This is a genomic window from Streptomyces sp. H27-D2 (assembly GCF_035828615.1).
Taxonomy (GTDB): domain Bacteria; phylum Actinomycetota; class Actinomycetes; order Streptomycetales; family Streptomycetaceae; genus Streptomyces.
The window spans coordinates 52151-65376 of the sequence record NZ_JAYMZR010000033.1 but is presented as its reverse complement, the minus strand read 5'-3'; the positions used below and the strand labels follow the sequence as shown (position 1 = coordinate 65376).

Here is a 13226-nt window from a genome sequence, read left to right as displayed (position 1 = left end):
CGCAGAACAGCACCCGCAAGCCGCCCGCGGTGACATCCTTGACGATGCGGTCGCGGGCGGCTTCCAGCTCTTCGGGCGTCATCGGCTGCCGGTGCGGTCGCGGATCTGAGGATCGATCCGGGGGTGTAGGCCGCGGCCTCGGGGTGCTGCTTGGCGATCGCGTCGATCCGGGCGACCACCGAGGCGACCTGGTCGGCCGCCGCGCCCGTGAAGGAGAGCCGGTCGGCCATCAGGGCGTCCAGCTGCGCGCGGTCCAGCGGCAGCCGCTCGTCCGCCGCGAGCCGCTCCAGCAGCTCATTGCGCTCGGCGCCCTCGCGCAGCGCGAGCGCCGAGGCGACGCCGTGCTCCTTGATGACCTCGTACGCGGCCTCGCGGCCCACCCCGGCCCGTACCGCGCCCATCAGCACCATCGTGGTGCCGAGGAAAGGCAGGTAGCGGTCCAGCTCGCGGGCGACGACGGCGGGGAAGGCGCCGAACTCGTCCAGCACCGTCAGGAACGTCTCCAGCAGCCCGTCGAAGGCGAAGAACGCGTCCGGCAGCGCGACCCGGCGGACCACCGAGCAGGACACGTCGCCCTCGTTCCACTGGTCGCCCGCCAGCTCGCCGGTCATCGACGCGTAGCCGCGCAGGATCACCATCAGGCCGTTGACACGCTCGCAGGAGCGGGTGTTCATCTTGTGCGGCATCGCCGACGAGCCGACCTGGCCCGCCTTGAAGCCCTCGGTGACCAGCTCGTGCCCGGCCATCAGCCGGATCGTCTTCGCGAGCGAGGACGGCGCGGCGGCCAGCTGCACCAGCGCGGTCACCACGTCGTAGTCGAGGGAGCGCGGGTAGACCTGGCCGACCGAGGTGAAGGCGTGTCCGAAGCCGAGGTGGCCGGCGATCCGCTGCTCCAGCTCGGCCAGCTTCACGGTGTCGCCGCCGAGCAGGTCCAGCATGTCCTGGGAGGTGCCGACCGGGCCCTTGATGCCGCGCAGCGGATAGCGGCCGAGCAGGTCCTCCAGCCGTCCGTAGCCGACCAGCAGCTCGTCGGCGGCGGTCGCGAAGCGCTTGCCGAGGGTGGTGGCCTGCGCCGCGACGTTGTGCGAGCGGCCCGCCATGACCAGCTCGGCGTGCTCCGCGGCCAGCTTCCCGAGCCGGGCCAGCACCGAGACCGTACGGTCGCGGACCAGCTCCAGCGAGAGCCGGATCTGCAACTGCTCGACGTTCTCCGTCAGGTCGCGGGAGGTCATGCCCTTGTGCACCTGCTGATGGCCGGCGAGGGCGTTGAACTCCTCGATCCGGGCCTTCACATCATGCCGGGTGACCTTCTCGCGCTCGGCGATCGAGGCCAGGTCGACCTGGTCGAGGACCCGCTCGTAGTCGCCGAGGGCCTCCTCCGGCACCTCGATCCCCAGGTCCTTCTGGGCGCGGAGCACGGCGAGCCACAGCCGCCGCTCCAGCGTCACCTTGTACTCGGGGGACCACAGGACGGCGAGCTCCGCGGAGGCGTAGCGGCCGGCCAGGACGTTCGGGATACGCGGCTTAGCAGTCACGTGGCGGAATTCTACTGGCCCGTTCCGGAGGCCCGCGCCACGCCCCGGCCGAGTGCGGGTCAGCCGTCGGCCGGCGGTTTGAGGATGACCGGGACGGCCTGGCCCGACACCGGGTCGAAGTGGGCTCCGCTCCTGCCGTCGCCCGAGGAGCGGCCGGCCAGCCGCCTGCCGATCCACGGCGCCAGGTGCTCGCGCGCGAACCGCGCGTCGCTCCCGCGCCGCGCGACCCACTTCGGCGGTACGAACGGCGGCAGCGTCCGCGTCCAGTCCGTCTCCGCGTCCAGCCCCAGCGCCTGCCAGACGGCCTCGGCGACCCGCCGGTGGCCCTCCGCGTTCAGATGCAGCCGGTCGTCGGCCCACATCCGCGGGTCGCCCAGCACATCGGCGCCGAGCAGGTCCACGACCACCGCGCCATGCTTCGCGGCCAGCTCGTCGACGAACGAGAACAGCCGTTCCATACGCGGCTGGAAGCGGGTGGCGAACGGCCCCCGGCGCAACGGGCTGCGCATCATGACCAACTGCTCGCAGGACGGTGCGAGCCGCTCCACGGCCTCCTCCAGCCGGGCGCAGACGAGCTCGACATCGCACTTGGGCCGCAGCGTGTCGTTGAGTCCGCCGACCAGGGTCACCAGATCCGCGCCCATCGCGGCGGCCGGGCCGCTCTGCTCGTCGACGATCTGCCCGATCAGCTTCCCGCGCACCGCGAGGTTCGCGTAGCGGAAGCCGGGCGTACGGGACGCGAGGCGGAGGGCGAGGAGATCCGCCCAGCCGCGGTAGGAGCCGTCGGGGAGCACGTCCGACATGCCCTCGGTGAAGGAGTCGCCGACCGCGACAAGACTGGTGTATGTGGCATTCATCTGCATGGCGCGGGCGAGTCTATCCCCGTACGGGCCGGGGTCCGCGACGTACGGGCCGGGGTCCGCGGCTCCGTACCGGCGTCGGGGGAAGGGCGGCGCGCCCTTCCGCAGCGCGGACCCCGGGCCTCAGACTCGCGGCTCGGACCCGCGGCCTCGGACCCGCAGCGCCGCCGCCTGCGCCCGCAGGCCGTCGAGGGCCAACTCCAGCAGCGGGTGCCCCTCGCTGCCGCGCCGCACCGCGGTGAAGACCTTGCGCGTCGGACGGCGGCCGCTCACCGGCCGTACGACCGTCCCCGTCAACGCGGTCACCGGCAGCGCCGAACGGGGCACCAGCGCGACGCCGGAACCGGCCGAGACCAGCGCGCACACCGCCCGGAAATCGTCCGACAGGCACTCCACCCGCGGCTGGAACCGCGCCTCCTGGCAGGCCAGCAGCACGACGTCGTGCACCGGATTACCGGGCCACGGGGTGATCCACGGGTCGCCGCTCAGCTCCGCCAGATCGACCTCGGGCGCGTCCGCCAGCGGATGGCCGAGCGGCAGCACCAGGTCGAACGGCTCCGCGTACAACGGCTCGCGCAGGATGCGGTCGTCGCTGCGCCCGGGGGTGTCCCGGTGCTCGACGGCCACCGCGACATCGACCTCGCCGTCGACGAGCAGCCGTCGGCACGCGTGCCCCTCGGCGTCCTTCACCCGGACCCGGACCTGCGGCGCGAGCTCCCGCAGCGCCACCACCGCGGGGGCAACCACCTCGGTGATCGCGGTCGCGAACGCGGCCACCGTCACCTCGCCCGCCACACCGGCCGCGCATGCCGCGAGATCGGCCTCGGCCAGCTCCAGCTGTGCGGCGATCTTCGTGGCGTGCGAGGCGAGGACGGCGCCGGTGGCGGTGAGCCGTACGGTCCGGCCCCGCCGCTCCAGCAGGGCGTGCCCCACTTCCGCCTCCAGCGCGGCGAGCTGCTGGGAGGCGGCCGAGGGCGAGAGGTAGAGCGAGTGGGCGGCGGCGGTGACGGTGCCGTGGTCCGCCAGCGCGCGCAGCACGCGCAGTCTGCGGGGATCGATCACATGGGGAAGTATGGCAGCGCTGTAAAGCTCTGCTTCACAGGCAACCTGGAGTAATGCCGATGGACTTAACAGGCAGTACCCAGCACAGTGATCGCACATGAAGGCATTGGCAAAGACCGTCGCCGGACCGGGCATCGAGCTGACCGAAGTACCGACACCCCGGGCCGCAGCGGGCGAGGTGCTCATCAAGGTGCTGCGCACCGGTATCTGCGGCACCGATCTGCACATCGAGAGCTGGGACGCGTGGGCCGCGAAGTCGGTCCGCGCGCCGCTCGTCCTCGGCCATGAGTTCGTCGGCGAGGTGGCGGACGTCGGCTCGGGCGTCCGGGACGTCAGCCCCGGCGACATCGTGAGTGGCGAAGGGCATCTGGTCTGCGGGAAGTGCCGCAACTGCATGGCCGGCCGCCGCCACCTGTGCATCCGCACCGTCGGGCTGGGCGTGCACACCGACGGGGCGTTCGCCGACTACGTCGTGCTGCCCGAGTCCAACGTCTGGGTGCACCGCCACCCCATCGACCTCGACATCGCCGCGATCTTCGACCCGTTCGGCAACGCGGTGCACACCGCGCTCGCCTTCCCCGTCCTCGGCGAGGACGTCCTGATCACCGGCGCGGGACCGATCGGCATGATGGCCGCGGCGGTCGCCCGGCACGCGGGCGCCCGCAGCGTCGTGATCACCGACGTCAGCGAATACCGGCTCGACCTGGCCCGGAAGATGGGCGTCACCGTCGCGCTCGACGTCAGCGCGGGCCGCATCCCCGAAGTCATGCCGGAACTGCGGATGAGCGAGGGGTTCGACGTCGGCATGGAGATGTCGGGCCGCGCCGACGCCCTCCAGGACATGATCGCCGCCATGGGCCCCGGCGGCCGCATCGCGATCCTCGGGCTGCCGACCGGCGACGTACCCGTGGACATGGCCACCGTCGTCACCCGCATGCTGACGCTGCGCGGCATCTACGGCCGGGAGATGTACGACACCTGGTACGCGATGTCGGTCCTGCTGCAGAGCGGCCTCGATCTCTCCCCGGTGATCACCCACCGCTTCGGCTACGAGCAGCACGCCCAGGCTTTCGCCGCGGCCCGCTCCGGCCAGTGCGGGAAGGTCGTCATCGACTGGACGAGCCCGACGCTGCCCGCCACCGACGCCGACGCCGGCTGAAGCGCGCGGCACCCGCGGAGATCCGCCGAGGGCCCCGAGACGAAGACGAACGAGACGAAGACGAAGAGGAGCACCCCGTGTTCGACAGCATGCGCCAGGACCTGCGCGACCGGTTGACCGAGATCCGCGAGGCCGGGCTGTACAAGGCCGAGCGGGTGATCACCAGCCCGCAGTCCGCGAGCATCCAGGTCGGCGACCAGAAGGTCGTCAACTTCTGCTCCAACAACTACCTCGACCTCGCCGACCACCCCGAGGTCATCGCGGCCGCCAAGCAGGCGCTGGACGACTGGGGCTTCGGCATGGCCTCCGTCCGCTTCATCTGCGGCACCCAGGCCCCGCACAAGGAACTGGAGAGCCGCCTCTCGCAGTTCCTCGGCACCGAGGACACCATCCTCTACAGCTCCTGCTTCGACGCCAACGGCGGTGTCTTCGAGACCCTGCTGTCCGACGCCGACGCCGTCATCTCCGACGAGCTGAACCACGCGAGCATCATCGACGGCATCCGGCTCTCCAAGGCGGCGCGCTTCCGCTACAAGAACCGCGACATGGCCGACCTGGAGCGCTGCCTCAAGGAGTCCTCCGACGCGCGGCACAAGCTGATCGTCACCGACGGCGTCTTCTCCATGGACGGCTACATCGCCCCGCTGGACGAGATCTGCGACCTGGCCGAGCGCTACGGCGCGCTGGTCATGGTGGACGACTCGCACGCCGTCGGCTTCACCGGCGCGGGCGGCCGGGGCACCCCGGAGCTGTTCGGCGTCGCCGACCGCGTCGACATCGTCACCGGCACCCTCGGCAAGGCCCTCGGCGGCGCGAGCGGCGGCTATGTCGCCGCGCGGGCCGAGATCGTGGAACTGCTCCGGCAGCGCTCCCGCCCGTACCTCTTCTCCAACTCCCTCGCCCCGGCCATCGTCGGCGCCTCGCTGCGCATCCTCGACCTGCTGGCCGCCTCCGGCGAGCAGCGCGAGAAGCTGCGCGAGAACACCGCGCTGTTCCGCTCCGAAATGACGGCCGCCGGCTTCGACATGCTGCCCGGCGAGCACCCGATCGCCCCCGTGATGCTCGGCGACGCCGGGCTCGCGGGCCGGATGGCGGCGGCCCTGCTGACCAAGGGCGTCTACGTCACCGCGTTCTCGTACCCGGTCGTGCCGAAGGGCAAGGCGCGCATCCGCGTCCAGCTGTCCGCCGCGCACTCCACCGAGGAGATCCAGCGCGCGGTCCGCGCGTTCATCGAGGTACGGGCCGACCTCGCGGCCTGAACAGGAACGGCGGCCTGAACAGGAACAACGCCCTCCGCGCCGGTCGTGCCACAGGTTCGGCGGCGGGGCTGGGCGGGCGGCGCTCGCAGCGGTATGGATAACAGGGCAGGGGCATTCCCGGCCGGCCCGGCGAGCCGGCCGGGGCCACCGTGTCCGCCGGTCGAAAGCGAGCACCCATGTTCACCGCAGTCTTCTGGAAAGCCACCCTGGAACGAACCGTCCGCACCTTCGCGCAGGCGCTGGCCGCCGTGCTGGTGGCCGGATCGACGAACCTGATCGACGTCGAGTGGCAGGCCGCCCTGTCCACCGCGGGGCTGGCGGCGCTGCTCGCCGTGCTGACCGCGCTCGGCGCGTCGGGCCTGGGCCGCGAAGGGCCGGGTCTGACGGAGACGACGGACCGGATGCCCGGCGGGGCCGGCGCGTCCGCCCCCACAGGGGCCGCCGGAGCTCCCGGCCCCACCGGTCCCGCAGCGCCGGCCGGCCCCGCCCCGCAGCCCTGAACACCCTCGGCAGCCCCCGGACCGCCAGGTCTCCGACCGCCCACACCCCCGACCGCTACGTCTGCGGCAGCCACCCGTCCGTCCGCCATCTCCCGCCGCGTCCAGCGCGCGCCCCGCCGGCAGCCGCAGCAGCGTGGACTTGCCCGAGCCGTTGTCACCGATGACCCCGACGCGCTCGCTGGGGCGGACCGTGAACGACACTCGCTCCAGCACCGGCTACCCGGGATAGCCGTCGGAGACCTCGCAGACGACCGACTGCGAGGTCACACAGGCTCCTTGGGAGTGCGGCCCACCAGCTCGCGCAACACGTCCTCCATGGTCACCAGCCCGGTCAGCCGCTCGTCCTCGCCCATCACCGCGGCCAGGTGCGTGCTGGTGGCGCGCATCGCGGTGAGTACGTCGTCCAGCGGCGTGCTGGCCCGCACCCGCGCGATCGGCCGCATCGCCGACGTCTCGAACGGCACGTCCCGCGGGCCCGCGGCCAGCGCGTCCTTCACATGGAGATAGCCCACGATCCGCAGACTGTCGTCGATCACCGGGAAGCGGGAGAACCCGGACTCCGCCGACAGCCGCTCCAGGCCCTCCGGCGTCACGCCCATGCCCGCCGCCACCACGCGCCCGGCCGGCAGCACCACATCCTGGATGGGCCTGCGGCCCAGCTCCAGGGCATCGCGCAGCCGCGCCGTCGCCCGGTCGTCGATCAGCCCCGCGTCGCTCGAATCCTTCACCATCCGGGCCAGCTCGTCGTCCGAGAACGTCGCCGAGACCTCGTCCTTCGTCTCCACCCGCATCAGCTTCAGCAGCGCGTTCGCGAAGGCGTTGATGGCGAAGATGACCGGCCGCAGCGCGCGCGACAGCGTGACCAGCGGTGGGCCGAGCAGCAGTGCGGTACGGACCGGCTCGGCCAGCGCGATGTTCTTCGGCACCATCTCGCCGAAGAGCATGTGCAGATACGTCGCCGCGGCGAGCGCGATGACGAAGGAGATCGGGTGGGTCATGCCGTCCGGCACCCCGACGGCGTGGAAGACCGGCTCCAGCAGATGGGCGATGGCCGGTTCGGCGACCGCGCCGAGCACCAGCGTGCACAGCGTGATGCCGAGCTGCGCCGCCGCCATCAGCGACGACACGTGCTTGAGGCCCCACAGCACGCTCACGGCCCGCCGGTCGCCCGAATCGGCGTGCGGCTCGATCTGGCTGCGGCGCACCGAGATCAGCGCGAACTCGGCGCCGACGAAGAAGGCGTTGACCACCAGGGTCAACAGGCCGATGAAGAGTTGGATCGCGGTCATCGGTCGTCCTCGCGGTCGGTGTCGTCGGCGTCGGGGTCCGGGCCGGGCGGCGGTGCGGTCAGCCGCACCCCCGAGGCCCGGCGCCCCGAGGCGTCGACCACCTCAATCCGCCAGCCCTCGACCTCGACGACGTCACCGACGGCCGGGATGCGGCCGAGCTCGGTGGCCACCAGCCCCGCGAGGGTCTCGTACGGGCCGTCCGGCGCGCGCAGCCCGATGCGCCGCAACTGGTCCATCCGGGCCGCGCCGTCGGCGTCGTAGACCTTGCGGCCCTGCGCGTCCTCGTCGGCGGGCGCCAGGTCGGGGGTCTCGTCCGGGTCGTGCTCGTCGCGGACCTCGCCGACGACCTCCTCGACGATGTCCTCCAGGGTGACGACCCCGGCCGTGCCGCCGTACTCGTCGATGACCACGGCCATGCTGCGCCTGGCGGACAGCCGGTCCAGCAGCCGGTCCACGGTCAGCGACTCCGGCACCAGCAGCGGCTCCCGGAGCAGCTCGGTGACCGGGTGGCGGGGCCGCCGCTCGGCGGGCACCGCCACCACGTCCTTGATGTGCACGACGCCGACGACCTTGTCCAGACTGCCCCGGTAGACGGGGAAGCGGGACAGGCCGGTGGCGCGGGTCGCGTCGGCGACGTCCTCCGCGGTGGCGTGCACCTCCAGCGCGGTGACCTGCACGCGGGGCGTCATGACGTTCTCCGCGGTGAGCTCGGCGAGGTTCAGGGTCCGTACGAACAGCTCGGCGGTGTCCTGCTCCAGCGCGCCTTCCTTCGCGGAGTGCCGGGCGAGCGCCACCAACTCCTGCGGGCCGCGCGCCGACGCCAGCTCCTCGGCGGGCTCCAGGCCCATCCGGCGCACGACGCGGTTGGCGGTGTTGTTGAGGTGGCTGATCAGCGGCCGGAAGGCGGAGCTGAACGCGCGCTGCGCGGTCGCGACCTTCTTGGCGACAGGAAGCGGTCGCGAGATCGCCCAGTTCTTGGGGACCAGCTCGCCGACGACCATCAGGACGACCGTGGACACGGCGGTGCCCAGAACGAGGGCGACCGAGGAGGCCGCCGAGTCCGACAGCCCGGCGGACCCCAGGGGCCCGGACAGCAGGACGGAGATGGACGGCTCGGACAGCATGCCGATCACCAGGCCGGTGACGGTGATGCCGAGCTGCGCGCCGGAGAGCTGGAAGGTGAGGCTGCGGACGGCCTTGAGAGCGCTGTCCGCCCCGCGCTCGCCGTTCTCCGCGGCCCGTTCGACCTCGCTGCGCTCGATCGTGGTGAGGGAGAATTCCGCGGCGACGAAGATGCCGCACGCCAGGGTCAGCAGCAGTGCGAGCAGCAGGAGAAGCACTTCAGTCATCGGGTCACCTCCGTCCCATGATCGGCTACGGTCGGGAGGTTCGCGCTATGTCGACAACTGGGAGGCTCGGCCATGGCCGGACGCTCACACCTTTCGCTGGAGGGACTGATGGTTCACCTAGGGTAAAGGATCGGCAAAGCAGGGGTCCGGGGCGGGGCCGGAGCGAGTCGTAGGCGCACGTGCGGTGGACCCGCCGCGGAGCGACCGCGGACCAGCCGTGGATCTGCCGCACCCCGCCGTCACGCGCCGAGCGGCTTGACCCAGCGACTCCACTGCGGTTCGGACGCGTATCCGGCGGCGCTCCACGTCCGGTGCGCCAGGTCGTTGCGGTCGAGCACCATCGCGTCCGCGCGTCGCCCTCCCAGCCCGGTGAACCGCTCCTCCGCGGCCGCGAGCAGCGCGCCGCCGATGCCCCGGCGCCGCTGCTCCGGGTGCACGGCCAGCCTATAGAGGTGGCAGCGCCAGCCGTCGAAACCCGCGATCACGGTGCCGGCCAGCGCACCGCCGCGCTCGGCCAGCAGCAGTGACCCGGGGTCGCGGGCGACCAGCCGGGCGATTCCGTCCCGGTCGTCGCTGATGCTGATGCCCTCCGCGGCCTCCTTCCAGAAGGCCAGTACGGCATCGAGGTCGGCGGGTGTCGCGGCCCGTATTCGAAGATCGCTCATACCGGTATCCCATCACCGGACCGGCCCCGAGCCGATCGGTCCGGGGCCGGTCCGGTGCCGACGTCGTGCGGGGCCGCCCTTGAGCGGCCCCGCACAGGCGGTTCACTCGTGGGCGATGGCCGCGAGCACATTCATCCTGGACGCCCGCAGCGCGGGCAGCAGCGCGGCGGCCAGCCCCACCACGATCGAGCCGACCACCACCGCTGCCACCGTCGTCCACGGGATCGCGAGCGACTTGATGCCCTCCAGCGCGAGCACTTGCTGCGTCACCACGCCCCACACCAGCCCGAGCCCCAGGCCCAGCACCGCGCCGAAGACCGCGATCACCACCGATTCGAGCCGGATCATGCGGCGCAGCTGCACCCGTGACAGACCGAGCGCCCGCAGCAGCCCGATCTCCCTGGTGCGCTCCACGACCGCCAGCGCGAGGGTGTTGACCACCCCGAGCACGGCGATCACGATCGCCAGCCCCAGCAGGGCGTACACCAGGTAGAGCAGGACGGAGATCTGGCCGCGGATCAGCTCCTTGTAGTCCGCCTGGTCGCGTACCTGGATCTGCGGGAAGGGCTTGAGGGCCGCTTTGAGGTCCGCCCGCAGCCGTTCCTTGTCGGTGCCGGACGCGGCGTTGGCGTACAGCGCGGCGTCCTGCCCGCCCGGCAGGTACTTCTCCAGGGTGGCCAAACCCATCATGACGCCCTCCGCCGGAGCGCCTCCCTGGGCCTGGTCCGAGGTCAGCGCGCCCACCGTCAGCTCGGCCGTGCGCCCGGTGGAGAAGAGGGCCTTGACCCGGCTGCCGATCCGTACGTCGTGCTGCTCGGCGAACTCGCGCCGGAGGCCGATCCGGCCGGGCGCGAGCGCCGCGGCGGTGTCACCGGCCGCGTAGTGGAACCGCACGGCCCGGTCGAGTTGCGGATCGAAGGCCCCGCCGGTGGTCTTCACGGTCCTGCCGTCCGGCAGGACGAGCCGCATCGGCGCGTACCGCTGCCGGACGAGGGTGCCGACGCCGTCCACCTCGCGGACCCGTTCGGTCACCTCCCGCGGGAACGGCCCGAAGTTACTGCTCTGCAGCACGAAGTCGGCTCCGAGCGACTCGTCGATCTGCTGGTCGAAGGACTTGGTCATCGACGCGCCCGCCACCGACATCCCGGTGACCAGCGCGAGGCCGATCATCAGCGCGGCCGCGGTCGCCCCGGTGCGGCGCGGGTTGCGCAGCGCGTTGCGCTGGCTCATCCGGCCGACGGAGCCGTAGACCTTGGGGAACGCGGCGCCCAGCACCCGGATGACCGGGCGGACCAGGATCGGCCCGGCGACCACCCCGGCGATCAGCGTCAGCACGACGCCCAGGCCCAGCAGCGAGGAGGCCGTCGCGGTCTTCGTGGCCAGCGCGCAGCCGACCAGGGCCGCCGCCCCCGCCGCGCCCAGCACCAGCCCCACCACGGCGCGGATGCGCAGCGGCCTGCCGGTGCCCGCCACCTCGATGTCCGCGAGCGCGGCCATCGGGGAGACCCGGGCGGCCCGGCGCGAGGGCAGATAGGCCGCGACGAACGTCACGCCGATGCCGACCACATACGCGGCCACCGGCGTCGGCCAGCGCACCGCCAGCTCCGCCGCGTCGAGGTTCATGCCGAACTGGCCCATCACCCAGAGCAGTCCGACCGCGAGCCCGATGCCGGCGGCCAGCCCCAGCGTGGAGCCGACCAGGCCGAGCAGCAGGGCCTCGGTGAGCACCGACCGGCGCACCTGGCGGCGGTCCGCGCCCAGCGCGCGCAGCAGCCCCAGCTCGCGGGTGCGCTGCGCGATGAGCATCGAGAAGGTGTTGACGATCAGGAAGATCCCGACGAGCACCGCGATGCCGGCGAAGCCGACCATCACGTACTTGATCACGTCGAGGAAGCCGCCGAGATCGGCCGCCGAGGACTCCGCCTGCTCCGCGCCCGTCTTCAGCTCGTACTTCGGTCCCAGCTCGGCCGCGATCCGGCGCTTGAGCACCTTGTCCGAGACCCCGGGGGCCGCTTCCGCCGAGATCGACGTCGCCCGGTCCGTGCTGCCGAGCAGCTTCTTCTGGGCGGTGGGGGTGTCCAGGAAGACCAGCGCCGCGCCCGGGTTGGTGGTGGTGAAGGTCGCGATGCCCACCACTTCGACCGGGAAGGCGCCGGGCGGGGCGATCACCCGCAGCCGGTCGCCGATCCTGATGTGCTTCTGGTCGGCGGTGTCGGCGTCGATGAGGGCCTGCCGGTCACCGCGCGGGGCGTGCCCGCTGGACAGCCGCACCGGGCTGCGGTCGCTGGCGTACCAGTTGGTCGCGATGGTCGGCGCGCCGCTGGTCGGGCCGACCTGCTTGTCCGCCGCGTCGACCACGGTGGCGTTCTCCAGCGCCGCGTCCACATGCGCGTCGGCGACCCCCTTGACCGCCGCGATCCGGTCGCGCAGCGCGGCGGGCACGGTCGGGACGCGTCCCGAGCCCAGCCCCTGGCCGCCGTTCTCGTCGAAGGCGGTCTTCGGCTCCACCTTCACGTCCGCGGCCGTCGAGGCGAACAGCCGGTCGAAGGTCCGGCTGACCGTGTCGGAGAAGATCAGGCTGCCGGAGACGAACGCCACCGACAGCACGACGGCGAGCGCGGACAGCAGCATCCGGCCCTTGTGCGCGAAGAAGCTGCGCAGAGTCGCCCGCAACACCGCGATCAGCCCTTCCGCGCCGAGTCGAAGAGTTTCATTCGCTCCAGCACCGTCTCGGAGGACGGGCGGACGATCTCATCGACGATCCGGCCGTCGCCGAGGAACAGCACCAGATCCGCGTGCGCCGCCGCGCCCGGGTCGTGGGTGACCATCACCACCGTCTGGTCCAGTTCGTCCACCGCCTCCCGCAGGAACCGCAGCACCTCCAGGCCGGAGCGCGAGTCGAGGTTTCCCGTCGGCTCGTCGGCGAAGATCAGCTCGGGCCGCGAGGCCAGCGCGCGGGCGCAGGCCACCCGCTGCTGCTGGCCGCCGGACAACTGGGCGGGCCGGTGCTTGAGCCGGTCGCCGAGCCCCAGCGTGTCGATGACCTTGCGCAGCCATTCCTGGTCCGGCTTGCGGCCCGCGATGTCCATCGGCAGCGTGATGTTCTCCTCTGCCGAGAGCGTGGGCAGCAGGTTGAAGGACTGGAACATGAAGCCGATCTTGTCCCGGCGCAGCCGCGTCAGCTCGCGCTCGTTCAGCCCGGTGATCTCGGTGTCGCCCAGCCACACCTGGCCCGCGGATACCGTGTCGAGCCCCGCCAGGCAGTGCATCAGCGTCGATTTCCCGGAGCCGGACGGCCCCATCACCGCGGTGAACCGGCTGCGGGCGATCGCCACGTCCACCCCGTCCAGGGCCACTACCCGGGTCTCACCCGTGCCGTACGTCTTGGTCAGCGCCGAGGCCCGCGCGGCGGCCGACCCGTGCCCCTCGGCTTCTTGCGGTGTCCGATCCGCCGGAACCGACACAACTGCCTCCCCGTTTTGGGACATTCCAACTCCCGTACAGCACAGGAGCGTAGAGGCGGGACCGCGCCTCCGGTATCCCTTTGC

The 13226-nt window shown here is 72.2% G+C and carries 10 protein-coding genes and 3 pseudogenes; 3 read left to right on the top strand and 10 right to left on the bottom strand.

Features of this window, described 5'->3' with window-relative positions; translation table 11 throughout:
- From QMK28_RS15335 to QMK28_RS15320, 4 genes and pseudogenes are all read right to left on the bottom strand, one after another.
- Positions 1-82: pseudogene (locus QMK28_RS15335) on the bottom strand (mismatch-specific DNA-glycosylase); the annotation flags it as partial.
- Between the two features lie 25 nt (positions 83-107).
- Positions 108-1535: pseudogene (purB, locus tag QMK28_RS15330) on the bottom strand (adenylosuccinate lyase); the annotation flags it as partial.
- A gap of 59 nt (positions 1536-1594) precedes the next feature.
- Entirely contained in the window at positions 1595-2398 is an 804-nt protein-coding gene (locus QMK28_RS15325) for an SGNH/GDSL hydrolase family protein (protein ID WP_326438130.1), read from the bottom strand.
- A 120-nt stretch (positions 2399-2518) separates the two neighbouring features.
- Entirely contained in the window at positions 2519-3457 is a 939-nt protein-coding gene (locus QMK28_RS15320; protein WP_326438128.1) for a LysR family transcriptional regulator, read from the bottom strand.
- 97 nt (positions 3458-3554) lie between these two features.
- Between QMK28_RS15320 and tdh the strand changes: the two genes are divergently transcribed.
- The 3 genes from tdh to QMK28_RS15305 all read left to right on the top strand — a co-directional run bounded on the left by tdh (position 3555) and on the right by QMK28_RS15305 (position 6375).
- Complete coding sequence (gene tdh / locus QMK28_RS15315) at positions 3555-4616, top strand: L-threonine 3-dehydrogenase (RefSeq protein WP_326438126.1); 1062 nt, start codon at positions 3555-3557, stop codon at positions 4614-4616.
- 77 nt (positions 4617-4693) lie between these two features.
- Positions 4694-5875: a glycine C-acetyltransferase gene (locus QMK28_RS15310; RefSeq protein ID WP_326438124.1), complete on the top strand. Its 1182-nt coding sequence runs from the start codon at positions 4694-4696 to the stop codon at positions 5873-5875.
- A gap of 176 nt (positions 5876-6051) precedes the next feature.
- Complete coding sequence (locus tag QMK28_RS15305; protein ID WP_326438122.1) at positions 6052-6375, top strand: holin; 324 nt, start codon at positions 6052-6054, stop codon at positions 6373-6375.
- An 81-nt stretch (positions 6376-6456) separates the two neighbouring features.
- Here the strand turns inward: QMK28_RS15305 and QMK28_RS15300 are convergent.
- The 6 genes and pseudogenes from QMK28_RS15300 to QMK28_RS15275 form a co-directional block, all read right to left on the bottom strand.
- A pseudogene (locus QMK28_RS15300) lies at positions 6457-6588 on the bottom strand (ATP-binding cassette domain-containing protein); the annotation flags it as partial.
- Positions 6589-6638: 50 nt separating this feature from the next.
- Positions 6639-7664 carry a hemolysin family protein gene (locus QMK28_RS15295; RefSeq protein WP_326438120.1) on the bottom strand — a complete coding sequence of 342 codons (1026 nt, stop codon included), beginning with the start codon at positions 7662-7664 and terminating at the stop codon, positions 6639-6641.
- A complete protein-coding gene (locus QMK28_RS15290; RefSeq protein ID WP_326438118.1) occupies positions 7661-9013 on the bottom strand; it encodes a hemolysin family protein in 1353 nt (450 codons plus the stop codon). Before QMK28_RS15290 ends, QMK28_RS15295 begins: the two co-directional genes overlap by 4 nt.
- Before the next feature lie 239 nt (positions 9014-9252).
- Positions 9253-9678: a GNAT family N-acetyltransferase gene (locus QMK28_RS15285; RefSeq protein ID WP_326438116.1), complete on the bottom strand. Its 426-nt coding sequence runs from the start codon at positions 9676-9678 to the stop codon at positions 9253-9255.
- 102 nt (positions 9679-9780) lie between these two features.
- Positions 9781-12354, bottom strand: coding sequence for an ABC transporter permease (locus QMK28_RS15280; protein ID WP_326438114.1), 2574 nt, complete (start codon positions 12352-12354; stop codon positions 9781-9783).
- Between the two features lie 5 nt (positions 12355-12359).
- Entirely contained in the window at positions 12360-13166 is an 807-nt protein-coding gene (locus tag QMK28_RS15275) for an ABC transporter ATP-binding protein (RefSeq protein ID WP_326438112.1), read from the bottom strand.
- Positions 13167-13226 lie beyond the last annotated feature (60 nt).